17 protein-coding genes and 1 tRNA gene are annotated in these 17519 nt (G+C 71.4%); 10 read left to right on the plus strand and 8 right to left on the minus strand.

The genetic code is table 11. The features are described from left to right. The first annotated feature begins 41 nt into the window (after positions 1–41). A complete protein-coding gene (locus KM842_RS13190) occupies positions 42–857 on the plus strand; it encodes a sugar phosphate isomerase/epimerase family protein (RefSeq protein ID WP_216259049.1) in 816 nt (271 codons plus the stop codon). Further along, complete coding sequence (locus KM842_RS13195) at positions 854–1957, plus strand: Gfo/Idh/MocA family protein (RefSeq protein ID WP_216259051.1); 1104 nt, start codon at positions 854–856, stop codon at positions 1955–1957. Before KM842_RS13190 ends, KM842_RS13195 begins: the two co-directional genes overlap by 4 nt. A gap of 123 nt (positions 1958–2080) precedes the next feature. Here the strand turns inward: KM842_RS13195 and KM842_RS13200 are convergent, their stop codons facing one another. The 7 genes from KM842_RS13200 to KM842_RS13230 form a co-directional block, all read right to left on the minus strand. Then, positions 2081–2722, minus strand: a complete 642-nt coding sequence (locus KM842_RS13200; protein WP_216259053.1) for a TetR/AcrR family transcriptional regulator — start codon at positions 2720–2722, stop codon at positions 2081–2083. Positions 2723–2908: 186 nt separating this feature from the next. Next, positions 2909–3484: a MarR family winged helix-turn-helix transcriptional regulator gene (locus KM842_RS13205; protein ID WP_216259055.1), complete on the minus strand. Its 576-nt coding sequence runs from the start codon at positions 3482–3484 to the stop codon at positions 2909–2911. A gap of 133 nt (positions 3485–3617) precedes the next feature. Further along, positions 3618–3800, minus strand: coding sequence for a hypothetical protein (locus tag KM842_RS13210; protein WP_216259057.1), 183 nt, complete (start codon positions 3798–3800; stop codon positions 3618–3620). A 217-nt stretch (positions 3801–4017) separates the two neighbouring features. Continuing rightward, positions 4018–4899, minus strand: a complete 882-nt coding sequence (locus KM842_RS13215; protein WP_216259058.1) for a manganese catalase — start codon at positions 4897–4899, stop codon at positions 4018–4020. A 41-nt stretch (positions 4900–4940) separates the two neighbouring features. Next, positions 4941–5777, minus strand: coding sequence for an SDR family oxidoreductase (locus tag KM842_RS13220; RefSeq protein ID WP_253206132.1), 837 nt, complete (start codon positions 5775–5777; stop codon positions 4941–4943). A gap of 214 nt (positions 5778–5991) precedes the next feature. Then, positions 5992–7017: a matrixin family metalloprotease gene (locus KM842_RS13225; protein ID WP_216259060.1), complete on the minus strand. Its 1026-nt coding sequence runs from the start codon at positions 7015–7017 to the stop codon at positions 5992–5994. A 304-nt stretch (positions 7018–7321) separates the two neighbouring features. Next, positions 7322–8140, minus strand: coding sequence for an SDR family oxidoreductase (locus KM842_RS13230; protein WP_216259062.1), 819 nt, complete (start codon positions 8138–8140; stop codon positions 7322–7324). A gap of 141 nt (positions 8141–8281) precedes the next feature. Between KM842_RS13230 and KM842_RS13235 the strand changes: the two genes are divergently transcribed. After that, a complete protein-coding gene (locus KM842_RS13235) occupies positions 8282–8959 on the plus strand; it encodes an SDR family NAD(P)-dependent oxidoreductase (RefSeq protein ID WP_216259063.1) in 678 nt (225 codons plus the stop codon). Positions 8960–9029: 70 nt separating this feature from the next. Then, complete coding sequence (locus KM842_RS13240; protein ID WP_216259066.1) at positions 9030–9821, plus strand: alpha/beta fold hydrolase; 792 nt, start codon at positions 9030–9032, stop codon at positions 9819–9821. A 189-nt stretch (positions 9822–10010) separates the two neighbouring features. Here the strand turns inward: KM842_RS13240 and KM842_RS13245 are convergent. Continuing rightward, a tRNA-Leu gene (locus KM842_RS13245) sits at positions 10011–10097 on the minus strand. Positions 10098–10182: 85 nt separating this feature from the next. Between KM842_RS13245 and KM842_RS13250 the strand changes: the two genes are divergently transcribed. The 6 genes from KM842_RS13250 to KM842_RS13275 are packed head-to-tail and all read left to right on the plus strand — an operon-like array spanning position 10183 to position 17414. Beyond that, entirely contained in the window at positions 10183–10863 is a 681-nt protein-coding gene (locus KM842_RS13250) for an FHA domain-containing protein (protein ID WP_216259068.1), read from the plus strand. Next, complete coding sequence (locus KM842_RS13255) at positions 10860–11423, plus strand: FHA domain-containing protein FhaB/FipA (RefSeq protein ID WP_216259070.1); 564 nt, start codon at positions 10860–10862, stop codon at positions 11421–11423. Before KM842_RS13250 ends, KM842_RS13255 begins: the two co-directional genes overlap by 4 nt. A 6-nt stretch (positions 11424–11429) precedes the next feature. Then, positions 11430–12800: a Stp1/IreP family PP2C-type Ser/Thr phosphatase gene (locus tag KM842_RS13260; protein ID WP_216259072.1), complete on the plus strand. Its 1371-nt coding sequence runs from the start codon at positions 11430–11432 to the stop codon at positions 12798–12800. Next, on the plus strand, positions 12797–14236 hold the full coding sequence (locus KM842_RS13265; protein WP_216259075.1) for an FtsW/RodA/SpoVE family cell cycle protein: 1440 nt from the start codon (positions 12797–12799) through the stop codon (positions 14234–14236). Before KM842_RS13260 ends, KM842_RS13265 begins: the two co-directional genes overlap by 4 nt. Then, a complete protein-coding gene (locus tag KM842_RS13270) occupies positions 14233–15687 on the plus strand; it encodes a peptidoglycan D,D-transpeptidase FtsI family protein (RefSeq protein WP_216259077.1) in 1455 nt (484 codons plus the stop codon). Before KM842_RS13265 ends, KM842_RS13270 begins: the two co-directional genes overlap by 4 nt. Further along, positions 15684–17414, plus strand: coding sequence for a serine/threonine-protein kinase (locus tag KM842_RS13275; RefSeq protein WP_216259078.1), 1731 nt, complete (start codon positions 15684–15686; stop codon positions 17412–17414). Before KM842_RS13270 ends, KM842_RS13275 begins: the two co-directional genes overlap by 4 nt. Positions 17415–17519 lie beyond the last annotated feature (105 nt).

The raw sequence follows: 17519 nt of genomic DNA on the forward strand, positions 1-17519 counted from the left end.
CCGTCGGCCGCACACCAGTCAGGATCGAAGGAGCCTCTGCAATGCCCACCACCTCTGTGCAGCTCTACTCACTGCGCGACGCCATCGCCGACGACCTCGACGCCGCCATCGCCCGAGTGCGCGAGATCGGCTACGAGAACGTCGAGCCCTACGCGTTCGTCGAGCGCGCCACCGACCTCGAGCGTGCGTTCGCCGCCACCGGCCTGAAGGCCCCGTCCGGCCACGTCGCCGTGATCGACGCCGGCGACACCGCGCCGATCTGGGACGCGGCCGAGCGCCTCGGCATCCACACCGTCATCGACCCGTTCATCCCGACCGACCGCTGGCAGACCGCCGACGACGTCAAGGCCATCGCCGAGCGCGTCAACGTCCTCACTGCCGAGGCGACCGCCCGCGGCCTGCAGTTCGGGTACCACAACCACCAGTGGGAGTTCACGAACAAGGTCGACGGCCGCACCGTCTACGACCTGTTCGTCGAGCAGCTGTCGCCGGAGACCGTCCTCGAGGTCGACACGTTCTGGGCGACCGTCGGTGGCGCCGACGCGGCCGCCGTGCTCCGTGGCCTCGGCGACCGCGTCGTCGCGATCCATGTCAAGGACGGCAAGGTCGACGGCGACATCCGCACCGCCCTGCCCTCGTCCGAGAGCGCACTGATCGTCCCCGAGGCACTGCAGCGCGCCTTCGAGAACCAGACCCCGGCCGGCCAGGGCGACGTCGACGTGGCGGGCATCCTCGCCGCGGCGCCGCAGGCCATCCGCGTCGTCGAGTTCGACGCGTACAAGGGCGACGTCTTCGAGGGCATCACCGAGTCCCTCACCTGGCTGCAGGCCAACGACACCGCGGGGACCGCCGCGTGAGCCGCATCGGGATCGGCATCATCGGTGCCGGCAACATCTCCACGCAGTACCTCGAGAACCTGACGCAGTTCGCCGACGTCGAGGTCCGCTTCGTCGCCGACGTCCTGACCGACCGCGCCGCCGCCCAGGCCGCCGCGTACGGGGTGGGCGCATCCGGCACGGTCGAGGAACTCCTCGCCCGCGACGACATCTCCATCGTCATCAACCTGACGATCCCGGCCGCGCACGCCGAGGTCGACCAGCAGACCATCGACGCGGGCAAGCACGTGTGGAGCGAGAAGCCGATCGCCACCGACCACGACTCGGCCGCGGCCGTGCTCGCGTCGGCGCAGGCGAAGGGCCTCCGCGTCGCGACCGCGCCGGACACCGTGCTCGGCGCGGGCATCCAGACGGCGCTCCGGGCCATCGCCCGCGGCGACATCGGCGAGCCGCTCACCGCGACGACGCTGTTCCACGTCCCCGGTCCCGAGGCGTGGCACCCGAACCCGGACTTCCTGTTCGCGACCGGTGCCGGCCCGCTGTTCGACATGGGCCCGTACTACGTCACGACGCTCGTGCACGCCTTCGGCACCGCCAGCCGCGTGCAGGCCGTGTCGTCGAAGTCGCTCGACCGCCGCACGATCGCCTCGGGTGACCGCGCCGGCGAGACCTTCCCGGTCGAGGTCCCGACGCACCACGCCGCGCTCATCGAGTTCGCCGGCGGGCAGTCCGCCCAGTCGACGTTCTCGTTCCAGCACGCGCTGCCCCGCATGGGCTTCGTCGAGATCAACGGCACGCTCGGCACGATCTCGCTCCCCGACCCGAACACGTTCGAGGGCGCCTCGAAGCTGTGGCGCTACGGCCAGGAGGAGCCCGAGACCCTCGAGGCCGTCGGCTCCACCTGGGGGCGCGGCACGGGTGTCGTCGAGCTCGCCCGGGCCATCGCCGAGAACCGTCCGGAGCGCGCCTCCGGTGCTGTGGCGCTGCACGTCCTCGACGTGCTGCTCGGCATCCGTGACGCCGCCGAGTCCGGTTCCGCGGTCACGATCGAGTCGACGGTGGAGCGCCCCGCGCCGCTGCCCGAGGACTTCGACCCCGCCGCCGCGGTCCTCACCGCGTAGTCCGCGGTGCCGTCGGAGCGGCCGGTCCCCTCGGGGGCCGGCCGTTCCGCTGTCCGGGCCGGGAGGCACGCGCTGCGGTCCGGTCCCTCGTCCGGTCCCTCGTCCGCTCCCCCGTCGTGCCCGTCAGGCGGAGGCGCCGTCGGTGCGGTCGGCGTCACCCGCGGGCACGATGCGTTCGAGCAGCCGCAGCACCCGCTCGCCGTCGACCGCCTCCGGGTCGAGCAGCCACTGCACCTGCAGGCCGTCCGAGGCCGCGATGCTCAGGCTCGCCAGGTCCTCGGCGTCCAGGTCGTCGCGGATCCGTCCCGCCGCCTGGTCGGCCCGGATGAGTCCGGCGAGGTCCGCCCGCAGCCGGGTGAACCGCTCGCGCATGAAGTCGCGCGTCGTGGGGTGCCCCTCCTGCACGGCGTCGGCGGACAGCGTCGTGTAGAGCTGCACGAGCCCCGGCACGGCCCGGTTGCGGGCGGCACTCTCGCGCATGTCCCCGATGGCGGACTTCATCCGCTCCGGGGCACCCTGCTCGCGGACCTCGTGCTCGCGGTAGACGGCGAGCAGGAGGTCGTCGCGGCTCGGGAAGTAGTGGCGGAGCGCGGCGTGCGTGATGCCGAGGGCGTCGGCGACCGACCGGAGCGAGGACGCGTCGACCCCCTGCTCGGCGACCATCCGGATCATCTCGTCCAGGATCTGCGCTCGCCGTTCGGCGCCCTTGCGGTAGCCGCCGCGTCGCGGCGCGACCGCGTCGTCGTCGCTGGCGGGGTCCGTCATCCTGCCAACTTACCGCTGGAAGGTTTTCGCGGCCAGTGCCGGACGGGAGGCTCGGATCACCACCGGCACCGCGCCTCCAGGCCGCCACGGGGACGGGACGGACACCGACCCGACTGTCGGCGGTACCGACCGCTGCCGGCACCGCCACCACCGGATGGGACCGGCGCTGGTCGGGACCGGCGTGGATCAGGACTCGGCGGCTGCGCCGTCCTCGTCGTCCGCTGCGCCCGACCGCGCCTCGACCGTGTACTCGTCGACCGGCGTCGGCATCCCGGCGTCGAGCGCGGCCGTGATCTGTCCGAGGCACCGCGCCAGGACCGCGTTGTCCTCGGCGGAGAGGTGGTCGATGACCTCGACGACGGCCTCGTGGAAGGTCTCGTACGACACGTCGATCTTGCGCGCCGCCTGCTCGGTGGGCTCGAGCACCTGGGCGCGGCGGTCGGTGGGGTGCGGTGACCGGACCAGGTCACCCTTCTCCACCAGGCCGTCGACGATCTTGGTGACCGACGCGTTCGACACGGACAACATGACGGCCAGGTCCTTCGGCCCCATCGTGCGGCCGTCGCGGTGCGCCTGCAGCATGTACCGGACGGTGAGGAACTCGTTCTTCGTCAGGCCGCTCTCGACACGGGCGCGCTCGAGCTGGTCCTCCTCGGCGTGCTGCAGGCGGAGCAGCGCGTCGACGGCGGTCCTGGCGGGCTGGGTGCGCGGCTCACGGGCGTAGAGGTGCACGTGCTCGCGGCGGACGACGGTCAACGGCATGGGTCGTGGTCTTCCTCACCCGGTCGGGTCGGGCGGTCGTGCTGGTGGGTCGGACGCCGGGTCAGGCGGCCGGGTCGGGCGGGTCGCCGCTTGGGTCAAGCGGCGAGGTCGGCGCCCGGACCGGGAAGCCGGGTCAGGCGGCCGGCGCGACGAAGAAGTCGGCGTAGGACACTTCGGAGCGGCGGGACAGCAGCGACGGGTCCTGGATGCGCTGGGCGACGTACGCCTCGATGACGGCCGGGTCGGTGAGGCCCGTGCGCGGGTGGGAGCCGCCGAAGCGGGTGTCGTGCGACGTGCCGTGGTACGTGCTGTGCATGGGGGGCGCCTTCCTCGTCGAGGGTGTCTCGTGTCCGACCGGACAACGGAACTCTTTCACATCGTGAACTATGAGGTCAACGAACTGTTTGGCGCTCTGTACAGTTCGCGCGCCGAACCAACGGGCAGCACTCCGGGCACCCACTGCGTGCCGCCGAGGGCCACGGAACGGGCCCGTCCTCCGGAAAGGGCGGGCCCGCGACGTCGTGCTCGGTGAACTACTCCTTGTTGAGCTTGTCCTGCACCGTGCCGGCGATCTTCTCGATCGTGTTCGGCAGCTCGGTCGTGCCGTAGAAGCGCGAGTCCGGGTGCGTGGGCGGCGGCATCGGCGACGACGTGGTGGGGCCGTCGTGGTACGAGTACTCGCCCTTGCCGTCGAACGAGGGGCCGCTCGCCCAGGGGCCGTTCTTCGCCTCGGCACCGTCGGAGAAGTTGAGGTACTGGTAGTTGACCTCCTGGTTCTCCTTGTGCTGCGGGAAGTTGCTCGGCACCGGCATGGTCTCGAGACCGGACTCGCGGAGTTCCGCAGCGGCGGTCGCCCACATGTTCTGGTGCATGGTGTCCCGCGCGATGAGGAACTTCAGCAGGTCCCGCACGCCGTGGTCGTCCGTCATGTGGTACAGCCGGGCGGCCTGGACGCGGCCCTGCATCTCGGCGTTCTCGTTCGCCGTGAAGTCGGCGAGCAGGTTGCCGCTGGCGGTGATGTACGAGCCTTGCCAGGGGTTGCCCATGCTGTCGACCGGACGCGCACCGGCGCCGGCGACGATGGCCTGCTGGAGGTCCGTGCCACCGAGGACCGCGGCGACCGTCGGGTCGTCCTGGACGGCGTCCCCGGTGATGCCGAGCGGAGCCTTCTCGAGCAGCTGGGCGATCATCGTCGCGAGCATCTCGACGTGGCCCATCTCCTCGGCACCGATGCCGAAGACCATGTCGCGGTACTTGCCCGGGATGTGCATGTTCCACGCCTGGAACTGGTACTGCAGCGCGACGGAGATCTCGCCGTACTGTCCGCCGAGCACCTCCTGGAGCTTGCGCGCGTAGACCGCGTCGGGCTTGTCGGGGGTGGACTTGAACTGGAGCTCTTGCTTGTGGAAGTACAAATCGTTCTCCTGTTTCTGTGTCGGTCTGGCGGGTGGGTGGGTCAGAGGATCGGCGTGCCGCCGGTGACGGCGATGCGCGCGCCGGAGACGTAGCTGCCGTCGTCGCTCGCGAGCAGGACGTAGACCGGTGCCAGCTCGGCGGGCTGTCCGGCGCGGCCGAGCGGTGTCTGCTTGCCGAACTCCTCGACCTGTTCGGGCGGCATGGTCGCCGGGATGAGCGGCGTCCAGATCGGTCCCGGCGCGACGCTGTTCACGCGGATCCCGCGCGGCCCGACGAGCTGCGCGAGCGCGGCCGAGAAGTTCGCGATGCCGGCCTTCGTCACGTCGTACGGCAGGAGCGTCGGCACCGGGTTGTCGGAGTTCACCGAACTGGACCCGATGATCGAGGCGCCCGCGGACATGTGCGGGAGCGCTGCCTTGGCGAGGTGGAAGTACGCGCTGAGGTTCGTCGCGATGGTGTGGTCCCACTCCTCGTCCGAGATCTCCTCGAGCGTCTCGTGGGTCATCTGGTACGCGGCGTTGTTCACCAGCACGTCGATGCCGCCGAGCTCGGACACCGCGGTCTCGACGATGCTGCGGCAGTACGCGGGGTCGCTGACGTCACCGGGGAAGAGCACGGCCTTCCGACCGGCTTCCTCGATCCAGTGCTTGGTCTCCTGGGCGTCCTCTTCCTCCTCGGGGAGGTACGAGATGAGGACGTCCGCTCCTTCACGGGCGTAGGCGATCGCGACCGCCTTGCCGATCCCGCTGTCGCCGCCGGTGATGACGGCACGCTTGCCGGTCAGCTTGCCGGAGCCGGTGTAGCTGGTCTCCCCGTGGTCGGGCTTCGGCGTCATCGCCTGCTCGGACCCGGGAGGCTGCTGTTGCTGATCGCTCATGTCACTCCCTCGGACGGATGGGATCCGTCGCTCGAGGGAGATGGTCGGCCTGGCTCACTGGGCGCCCGTCCGGAGTGTTCAGATCACGCGGATGGTCGGTTCACATCACGCGGATGCCCTGTCCACACCGCGCGGAGGGCCGGATCCGACAGGTGGAGGGCCCGGCCGGAGCCCGGCCCGGTCGACGCAGCGGTCGGACCGCGCGGCCGGCGTGTCAGTAGAGGGCGTCGATGCCGCGCAGGTCGCCGTAGCCGAGCGTCCGCTGCGCCGTGTCGCACGTCGTCGCCGACGGCTTCATGACGAGCTTCGACGAGGCGCTCGTGTGCCCGAGGCCGTACGCGTGGCCCCACTCGTGCGTCGCGACGCCGCGCATGTCGAAGCGGCCCGCGCGGCACACCGTGGTGGTGCTCCACTCGTGGCCCGTCGAGTAGCGCTGGTCGGTCTCGGTGGCGATGCCGCCGGACCCGTAGAAGACGCACGTGACCCCGAGCACCCCGGCCGGGAGGCGCGACCACCCCACCACGTTCGTCTTGTCCGGCGAGCCACAGCCACCGTCGGTCCGGACCGCGGACTGCCGGCTGCTCGCACCGAGGTACGTCGCCGCCGCCCGCGAGGTCACGGTCTTCCCGCACGCGGTGATCGTGCCGGTCCAGGCGTTCGCGCCGTCGGTGACGAGTCGGCGGCCGAGGGTCTTCTCGTTCGCCTTGTTGTACCGCCACCCGACCGTGGTCTTCCACCGGTGCCCGGCCAGGGAGTACGAACCGTCCGTGCACGACGACGTCGCCGCGGCCGTGGTCGCAGCGGTCGTGGTCGCGGCGGTCGTCGCGGCACCGGTGCCGACCCGCCCACGGACCTCCGGCGAGAGCGTCCGGCGCTGCTCGGCGGCACGTTCCCGGGTGACGGCGGCAGGCGAACCCGCCCAGGTGTCGTCGACGCGGACGGCGACCCCCGCAGCGCCCGTGTTGGTGACGACGACGTCTCCGTCGTCCGGGACCCCGGCGACGGCGACCGGCAGCGCGGCGACCGAGGTGCCGGCAGCCGGGACCGCGAAGGTCCGGCCGTCGGGCAGGACGAGTCGGCCGGAGTCGACGACGCACCCCGTCGCGAGGTCGGCCGGCGTCAGCGTGCCGGAACAGGTCGGTGCCGACGAGGGCACCGCCGCGCCGGCCGGGGCCGCGAGGACCGTCGTCAGTGTGATGCCCAGTGCTGCCACGATCGCGGCCGTCGTCGTGCGACGCATGCTGCTGTCCCTCGTCCGGTTCCCGGTACGCCCCTGATCGGCGCCGGCCCATCAGTCTGCGGACCGCTCCGCTCGACCGTCAAGCACCCGTGCGAGGGACGCGGGGCGCGTGCAGGGGCCGCCGGGCGCGCTCTGCCGCGCCTGCGCTGACGGGAGGCCCGTGGCCGCGGCCGGTGGGCAGCCGACGCAGGTGGGCAGCCGACGCGGGTGGGCAGGGGACGCCGGTGGGCAGCTGACACGGGTGGGCGCCCACCCCGGCACCGGTGGCGGACCACCGGGGGCGGGGCGGGCCTCCCGTCCGTCGTCAGGCGCCGTGCGCCTCCTCGGCGACCGGCTGCCACTCGCGCCAGGTCGCGAGGCGCGACTCGTAGTCCCGCTCCGCGATGCCGAGCGGGGCCTTGCCGAAGAACACCCGGAGCGGGGGCTGCTCGGCGTCGACGACCCTGAGGATCGCGGACCGGGTGGCCTCGGGCTTGCCGGGGTCCGCGGCCGAGGGGCGCTTCGACGCTGCCTCGCGGACCGCGGCGTAGGCCGGGTCCTCGGTGCTGTGCTTCGACGACGGGCCGGACCAGTCGGTGGAGAAGCCGCCCGGCTCGACCAGGGTGACGGAGATGCCGAACCCGGCGACCTCCTGCGCGAGCGACTGCGAGATGCCCTCGAGCGCCCACTTCGACGCGTGGTAGGCGCCGACCGTCGGGAAGGCACTGATGCCGCCGATGCTCGACACCTGGACGATGTGGCCGGAGCCCTGCGCACGCATGATCGGCAGTGCCGCCTGCGTGACCCAGAGGGCACCGAACAGGTTCGTCTCGAGCTGCGCGCGCACCTCGTCCTCGGTGAGCTCCTCGACCATGCCGAAGTGACCGAACCCCGCGTTGTTGACGACGACGTCGAGGCGGCCGAAGTGCTCGGCGGCCTGCTGCACCGCGGTGAAGTCGGCTGCCCGGTCGGTGACGTCGAGCCGGAGCGCCAGGAAGGTGTCCGGGTACTGCTCGACCAGGTCCTGGACGGTCTGCGGGTCACGGGCAGTGCCCGCGACGGAGTCGCCGCGCTCGAGGGCGGCCTCCGTCCACTCGCGGCCGAAGCCCTTCGACGCACCGGTGATGAACCATGTCTTGCTCATGGGAGTCCTCTCGTTCGACGGGCGTCAGGCAACGCCGCGGGGCTCCGTGCGCGCTGGACGGGAGGGGGACGCCGCGGGGAACGGACGGGGCGGCTGCGATGGCCACGGCGACGGCGACGGCGACGGCGTAGCGTCCAGCGCGTGGACCTCAGACTGCAGGACCGGGTCGCCCTCGTCGTGGGTGGCGCCGGCTACATCGGCACCGCCGTGACCGAACGACTCCGTACCGAGGGCGCGACGGTCGTCGTCGCCTCGCGGACGGCCACTGAGGGCGTCTCGCTCGACACCGCCGACCAGGCCTCGGTCGACGCCGCCGTGGCCCGGGTGCTCGACGAGCACGGCCGCATCGACGTCCTCGTCGTGACCGCGGCCCCCGCTGCCGGCACGCTCGACCCCGACCGCCGGTCCGACCCCGACCAGGTGGCGGCCGCGATCGACGGCAAGGCCCTCGGGTTCCTGCGCGTCGCGAACGCCGTCCTGCCGGTGCAGCGCGCCGCCGGCTTCGGGCGGGTCGTCGTCGTCAGCGGTCAGAACGCCTACCTGTCCGGCAACATCACGACCTCGCTGCGGAACGCCGCGACGAACGTCATCGCGAAGAACCTGGCCGACGAGACCGCGGGCACCGGTGTCACGGTGAACGTGGTCAACCCCGGCACCGTCACGGACACCCCGAGCGCCCTGGTCCGACCGGGTTCCGGCGGCGAGTCGAGCCCGCAGCAGATCGCCGACCTCGTCGCCTTCCTCTGCTCCCCCCTCTCGGTCGTCTCGGGCGAGTCCGTCTCCATCGCGCACCGCGTGCTCGGGAGCGTCACGGTCTGACCGACCTCGCGACCAGGTCGGGCGTGTCCGGCCCCTTCCGGTCGAGCTGCGCCGGGTGTTGACTGCTGCCGTGCAGCAGGTCACCTCCGCGGACGGGACGCCCATCGCCTGGGACGCCGTCGGCGCGCCGGACGCCCCCGCCGTCGTCGTGGTGGGCGGTGCGTTCAGCACCGCCGACGCGGGCCGCCCCCTCGCCCAGGCCCTCGACGCCGTCGGGCTGCGCGGGATCGTCCTCGACCGTCGGGCCCGCGGCGGGTCCGGCGACGCCCGTCCCTACGCACCCGAGCGCGAGGTCGAGGACCTGCGCGCGGTCGTCTCCGCAGCCGGTGGTGTGGTGGCCGTCCTCGGCCACTCGGCGGGCGCGGTGCTGACGCTGCTGGCCGCCGCCGACGGGCTGGCGGTCGACCACCTCTTCCTGTCCGAACCGCCGTTCGCGTTCGATCCGTTGAGGCAGCCGCAGGCTGGTGACCTCGTCGACCGGTTACAGGCGGCGATCGACGACGGTCGACCCGAGGACGCCGTCGTGCTGTTCCAGCGGGAGGCGGTGGGCCTGCCCGAGGACACGATCCGGGCGATCCGGTCCGCACCGGTGTGGCCCGCTCTCGTCGCCGTCGCGCAGTCCACCGTGTACGACGCGACCATCACCGGGGCGACGCCGGTGCCCTCCGCCGCGATGTCGGCCGTGACGACCCCGGTCACGGTCCTGCGCGGCGGACGGACCTGGCCGTTCCTCGTCACGGCGACGGACCGGCTGGCCGAGGTGCTGCCCGCGGGGCGGCTCGTCGTCGTGCCGGAGTCCGTCGACCACGCCGTGCACCCGGCGGGGACGGCACGGGAGGTCGCGGCCGCGCTGCGGGCGTGAGCGGCGCGTCGCGGGTGATCGAGCCCGCGCTGCGGGGGTGGGCGGCGCGCCGCGGGTGATCGCGGCCGAGCGGCGCGGTCGGGCGGCGCGGTCGGGCGGCGCGTCCCGGGCACGGACGTCTGCGGAACGACGAAGGCCCCGATCTCTCGATCGGGGCCTTCGTCTCGCTCGCTCTCCACTGGAGAGCCCTGGTGCGCGAGGGGGGACTTGAACCCCCACGCCGTTTCCAGCACACGGACCTGAACCGTGCGCGTCTACCAATTCCGCCACTCGCGCCAGCGACGAGAACACTACCATGCACAGACGGTGTCCGGAGCCAACCACTACCATGCAGAGGTCAGCGACCGAGAACGTGGAGACCATGGGCCTACTGGACAACTTCGAGCGAGGGTTGGAGCGCGCCGTCAACGGTGCCTTCGCGAAGACCTTCCGCTCCGGTGTGCAGCCGGTCGAGATCACCGCGGCCCTGCGACGTGAGCTCGACACCAAGGCTGCCGTGGTCTCCCGCGACCGCATCCTCGTGCCGAACGAGTTCACGGTGCGCCTGGCACCGCCGGACCACACCCGCATGAACGACGTCGGGCAGCCGTTGATCGACGAGCTCACCCAGCGGGTCCAGCAGCACGCGGTCGCGCAGAACTACTCGTTCTCCGGCCCCGTCACGATCCGCTTCCAGCAGGACGGCACCCTCTCGACGGGCATCCTGCAGATCGACTCCACGACCGTCCAGCGCGACGTCGCCTGGGTCGCCGTGCTCGACATCGGCTCGCAGCGCCACCGTCTGCACCGCGGGCGCACGGTGATCGGCCGCGGCACGGACGCCGACATCACGGTCGCCGACACCGGCACGAGCCGCAAGCACGTCGAGGTCCTGTGGGACGGCAAGCACGCACAGGTGAACGACCTCGGGTCCACGAACGGGTCGAAGCTCAACGGCGAACGCTTCCAGCAGGCGATCCTCGAGCCGGACTCAACCATTGAGATCGGTCGTACCCGTATGGTGTTCCGGGTGATCCCGGAGAACGACGGAGGTGGGCGATGACCACGGGCCTGACCCTGCTCGTCCTGCGCTTCGCGTTCCTCGCGGTGCTGTGGCTGTTCGTCTTCGTGATCGTGTTCGCACTCCGGAGCGACCTCTTCGGCCAGCGCGTCCGCGCGATCCCGACCGACCCGAAGGCCGCACCCTCCGGACCGACGACCCCGCCCCTCCCGGCCGGCGCCGGCTCCGCGGCGGCTGCCACGGGCTCGTCCGCCAACGCCTTCACCGACCTCATCAGCCAGCCAGGAGGCCCGACCGCCTCCGCCCCGCCGGTCGCCACTCGCCTCGTCATCACCGAGGGCGCGCGCGAGGGCATGGAGATGCCGCTCGGCGGCGGACCGATCTCGATCGGGCGCTCGAGCGAGAGCAACGTCGTCATCCGCGACGACTACACGTCGACCAACCACGCACGCCTCGACCTGCAGGGCAGCGCCTGGGTGCTCACCGACCTCGGATCGACGAACGGCACCTTCGTGGCCGGCCAGAAGGTCACCGTCCCCACCACCGTGGCGGAACGCACCCCGATCACCATCGGGACGACGACGTTCGAGCTGCGGCGGTAGTCCCGGATGACGGCTCGCACGCTGAGCGCCGCTGTGTCCCACGTGGGGCGCATCCGCGCGAACAACCAGGACTCCGGCTACGCCGGGCAGCACCTGTTCGCGGTGGCCGACGGCATGGGCGGGCACGCCGGCGGTGACGTCGCCTCGGCGATCGCGATCCGCCGCATCCGCGAGGTCGACCGCGAGTTCCCCACGGCACACGACGCCGAGTTCGCGCTGCAGTCCGCCCTGATCGCGGCCAACCAGCTCATCACCGAGACCGTGTTCGAGCACCAGGAGCTCACCGGCATGGGCACCACGGTGAGCGCGATGATCCGGGTCGGCGACCAGCTCGCCATCGCCCACATCGGCGACTCCCGGATCTACCGCTGGCGCGACGGCGAGCTGCAGCAGATCACGTCGGACCACACCTTCGTGCAACGCCTCGTCGACAGCGGCCGGATCACCCCCGAGGAAGCCGCCGTCCACCCGCGCCGCTCGGTCCTCATGCGCGTGCTCGGCGACGTCGACGCCGCTCCCGAGGTCGACACGGCGGTCATGGACATCCGCCCCGGGGACCGGTGGCTGCTCTGCTCCGACGGCCTGTCCTCGTACCTGGCCGAGGAGCGCATCCGGCACGCGCTCGCCTCGACGATGGACGCCAACCAGGTCACGCAGCGGCTCGTCAAGGAGACGCTCGACCACGGCGCCCCCGACAACGTCACGGTCGTCGTCCTCGACGTCACCGACTCCGAGCCGGGCGACGACGACGACGCGGCGACCACCGTCGGATCCGCAGCCGCACCCCTCACCTTCGAGGCGTCGACCGGCCGCAAGCCGATCCGCCTCCCCACGATCCTGCTGCACCCGCTCAAGGTGTCGGCCGCCCCCGAGGACTCGCACTTCGAACCCGAGTCCGACCAGTACTTCGCCGAGCTCATCGCCGAGGACCGCCGTCGTCGCATCCGGCGCCGCTTCTCGTGGTCGATCGCGCTCGTGGTCGCCGTCCTCGCACTCGTCGGGGCCGTGTTCCTCGGCTACCGCATCGTGCAGGACCACTACTACGTCGGCACCGACCAGGGCTCCGTCGCGATCTACAAGGGCGTCCAGCAGACCATCGGCCCGATCACGCTGTCCGACGTCTACGAGGACACCGACATCGCGATCGCCGAGCTCCCGGACTACACCCGCGAGAACGTCCGGTCGACCATCAACGCGACGTCGCTCGACGACGCCCGGGACATCGTCGACCGCCTGCGGACCGCCGCCGAGACCGGGCAGGACCAGAGCGGCACCGGTGGCTCCGGCGACCGCCCGTCGTCGACGCCGTCCGCCACGCCCTCCAGCTCGTCGTCGCCGCGCAGCCCGTCGCCGTCCCCGTCCAGGAGCGCACGATGAGCACGACGACCGCACCGTCGCTGACCCAGGCGATCACGATCAAGCTCCGCGAACCCGCGCGGGCCCGGAACCTCGAGCTCGTGCTGCTCGTCATCGCGTGCGGCATCTGCGCCGGCGCGATGATCCTCGTGCAGCTCGGCACCAAGGGGAAGGTCTTCGACACCTCGGTGCTCTGGACCGGCGCCACGATCCTCGGCCTGGCCCTCGTCATGCACGTCGTGCTGCGGGTGGTCGCGAAGAACGCCGACCCGTTCATCCTGCCGGTCGCCCTCGTGCTCAACGGCATCGGGATCGCCGAGATCTACCGCATCGACATCCACAACGGCGACACCGGCTGGGACGCGATCGGCGTCAAGCAGATCGTCTGGACGCTGCTCGCGATGGTGCTCTCGATCGCCACGATCCTGCTCGTCCGCAACCACCGCTTCCTGCAGCGCTACCGCTACATCTTCATGCTGCTCACCATCGTGCTGCTCCTGCTGCCGATGCTGCCCGGCATCGGCACGAACATCGGTGGCGCCCGAGTCTGGATCCGGATCGGACCGTTCTCGTTCCAACCCGGTGAGCTCGCGAAGATCACCATGGCGCTGTTCTTCGCCGGCTACCTCGTCACCGCCCGCGACAGCCTGTCGATCGTCGGCAAGAAGTTCCTCGGCATGACGTTCCCCCGTGCCCGCGACCTCGGCCCGATCCTCATCGTGTGGGGCGTGGCGATGAGCGTGCTGGTGTTCCAGCGCGACCTCGGCACCGCGCTGCTCTACTTCGGCCTGTTCCTCGTGATGATCTACGTCGCGACCGCCCGGCTCAGCTGGGTCGTCATCGGTCTCGCCCTGTTCATCGGCGGTGCGCTGGCGGCCGCGAGCGCGCTCGTCTACGTGCAGGGCCGGTTCGAGCAGTGGCTCGACCCGTTCGACCAGCAGATCTTCCTGCGCCAGACCCAGGGCAGCTACCAGCTCGTGCAGGGCCTCTTCGGGTTCGCGAACGGCGGCATCACCGGCACGGGCCTCGGCCAGGGTCGGCCGTACATCACGCCCGTCGCCAACGCGGACTACATCATCGCCTCGCTCGGTGAGGAGCTCGGGCTGATCGGTGTCTTCGCGATCCTCGGCCTGTTCGTCATCCTCGTGTCGCGCGGCATCCGCGTCGGTTTCATGGCGCAGGACGACTTCGGCAAACTGCTCGGCATCGGGTTCGGCTTCACGATCGCCCTGCAGGTCTTCGTCGTCGTCGGCGGCATCACCCGGATCATCCCGGTCACGGGTCTGACCACGCCCTTCATGGCCGCCGGTGGCTCGTCCCTCGTGGCCAACTGGATCATCGCGGCGATGCTGCTGCGGCTGACCGACTCCATCCCCGCCGAGCAGCGCGTCCAGCAGGGCGCGCTGGGCGACCGGGGCAACGCCGGCCGCGGCCGGTCCAGGAAGGAGCGCCGATGAACCGCCAACTCCGCGGCGTCTCGACCGTCATCGTGCTGATGTTCGTCGCACTCTTCGTGTCGACGACCTCGATCCAGTTCTTCTCGGCCGACAGCCTCCGCGCTGACAGCCGGAACTCGCGCACCATCCTCGACAGTTACTCGACCAAGCGCGGTGCGATCCTGGTGGACGGCAAGCCGATCGCCGAGTCCACGGCGGTGGACGACCAGTACCAGTACCAGCGCAAGTACAACAACGGCGACCTGTACTCGGCGGTCACCGGGCACTTCACCATCGGCCAGGGCAACACCGGCATCGAGAGCGCCGAGAACGCCGTGCTGTCCGGCAACTCCGACGAGTCGTTCTTCCAGAACCTCAACGCGATCCTCACCGGCCAGGACGTCCAGGGCGACAACGTCAACCTGACGATCGACCCCGCCGTGCAGCAGGCGGCCTACGACGCCCTCGGCGCGAACACCGGTGCCGTCGTCGCGATCCAGCCGAAGACCGGCAAGATCCTCGCGATGGTGTCGAAGCCCGGCTACGACCCGAACACCCTCACCTCGCACGACACCGACGAGGTCATCTCGCGCTACAAGCAGCTCGAGGCCGACGCCTCCAAGCCGCTGATGAACCGCGCGATCGGCGGCGACCTGTACACGCCGGGATCGGTCTTCAAGCTCGTGGTGGCCTCGGCCGCTCTCGCCAGCGGCAAGTACACACTCGACTCGACGCTCCCGAACCCCTCGTCGCTCCAGCTGCCCGGCTCGACCTTCCGCATCAACAACGCCGAGGGCGGCTCCTGCGGTGGCGGCGACCGGGTGGCGATCCGCGTCGCGATCCAGAACTCGTGCAACATCCCGTTCGCCGAACTCGGCCAGCGGCTCGGCTACGACACGATCAAGAAGACCGCCGACGCCTACGGGTTCGGCGACGTCATCGACATCCCGACCTCGGCCACCCCGAGCCAGTACCCCGAGCCGGACTCGACCGCCCGCCTCATGCTGAGCTCCTTCGGCCAGGCCGACGACCGCGTGACGCCCCTGCAGATGGCGATGGTCGCCTCCGGGATCGCGAACGGCGGCCGCGTGATGCAGCCCTCGCTCGTCGAGTCGATCGAGACGAGCGACCTGAAGACGGTCCAGTCGTTCTCCCCCAAGCAGTACAGCGCCCCCCTCTCATCCGACGACGCCGCCGACCTGACCAAGGCGATGCAGAGCGTCGTCGCGGCCGGGACCGGAACGAATGCGAAGATCGACGGTGTCGACGTCGCGGGCAAGACCGGGACCGCCGAGGGCGGCACGGGCGATCCGTACACACTCTGGTTCACGGGCTTCGCCCCGGCCAAGGACCCCGAGGTCGCGGTCGCCGTGGTCGTCGGGAACGGCGGCGGACTCGGGCAGTCCGGCGTCGGCAACACGGTCGCGGCTCCCGTCGCGAAGAAAGTCATGGAGGCGGTGCTGAACAAATGAGACCCACCAGCGGACTCACCTTCGGTGGGCGGTACCAGCTCTCCTCCCGGGTCGCCATCGGCGGCATGGGAGAGGTGTGGCAGGCGACCGACCTGGTCATCGGCCGTACCGTCGCGCTGAAGATCCTCAAGGACGAGTACCTGGGCGACCCCGGGTTCCTCGAGCGCTTCCGTGCGGAGGCCCGGCACGCCGCGCTCGTCAACCACGAGGGCATCGCCAACGTCTTCGACTACGGCGAGGAGGACGGCAGCGCCTACCTCGTCATGGAGCTCGTGCCCGGCGAGGCGCTCTCGACCATGATCGAGCGCGAGCACACCCTGCCGGTCGACAAGGTCCTCGACATCGTCGCCCAGACCGCGAACGCCCTGCAGGCGGCGCACGCGGTCGGTCTCGTGCACCGCGACATCAAGCCCGGCAACCTGCTCATCACGCCGGACGGCCGCGTCAAGATCACCGACTTCGGCATCGCGCGCATCGCCGACCAGGTCCCGCTGACGGCGACCGGTCAGGTCATGGGCACCGTGCAGTACCTCTCGCCCGAGCAGGCGAGCGGTCACCCGGCCTCCCCGTCCACCGACGTCTACTCGCTCGGCATCGTCGCGTACGAGTGCCTGGCCGGTCGTCGCCCCTTCACGGGTGAGTCGCAGGTCGCGATCGCGATGGCGCACATCAACGAGCAGCCGCCGGCGCTCCCGGGCACGGTCCCGGAGCCGGTGGCCGCTCTCGTGATGTCCTGCATCGCGAAGAAGCCCGCCGACCGCCCGGCGACGGCGGCCAACCTGGCCCGCGCCGCCCAGGCGCTGCGCCGCGGTGACGTCGCAGCGGCCACGGTCGCGGTGCCCGCCCTGGCCGGCGCCGGGACCGTCGCGTTCAACCCGCCGCCCGGGAACGACGCCGCCACGGCGCTCATCGGCACGCAGGCGAACGCCCCGATCGTCGGTGGCGGTGCCCCGCGCACCCCGGTCGGGCCCGAGGACGACCAGGACGAGAAGAAGAGCCGCGCCTGGATCTGGTGGGTCGTGGCCGCGGTGGTCATCGCCGCGCTCGTCGTCGGCGGCCTGGTGTTCGCGAACCAGGGTTCCGGCGACGACGCCCCCGCACCGGAACCCAGCGAGAGCTCGACCCCGTCGCAGGTGCAGACGCCCAGCGAGGAACCGTCCGCCGAGCCCACCGAGACCCGCACGACGATCAACCCCGGCGACTACGTCGGACGCCCGACCGACGAAGCCCGCGCCGCCCTGCAGCAGCTCGGCTTCCAGGTGCAGGTGGAGGACGGCGACCCCGCCCCGGACGCCGACCAGGCGAACACGGTGCAGTCGATCAGCCCGACCGGCAGCCTCGCCGACGGTGCGCTCGTCACCCTGCGGGAGTTCACAGCGCCCCCGTCGGTGAACAAGCCGAACACGCCGAGCGCCGGCGCGGTCTCGGACACCGGAGCGGTCACGTTCAGCTGGTCCAGCGCCACCTGCCCGACCGGGTACACCGTCTCGAAGTACTCGTGGACGGTCTCCGGCGGCAAGGACGGCTCGGGAGCGACGAGCGGCGACACCACCGAGACGTCGGTCGACATCCAGGCCGACCAGCCCGGCAACGACGTGACGCTCTCCTACACGGTGACGTGCGGGAACCTCGCTGCGTCGAGCAGTTCGGACCCGGCGACGGCCACGTGGGTCGCGCCGCCGGACCCCACCGACGCTCCGACGCCGACCGCGACGCCGCAGGACTGACCCGGTCCGCAGCACCCTCACGAGGCCCCGACACCGAGTGTGTCGGGGCCTCGCCACGTTCCGGTAACGGTTGCGCCCGCAGGCCGTCGGCCAGCGTCCCACCAG

It is taken from the genome of Curtobacterium sp. L6-1 (assembly GCF_018885305.1).
GTDB lineage: Bacteria > Actinomycetota > Actinomycetes > Actinomycetales > Microbacteriaceae > Curtobacterium > Curtobacterium aetherium.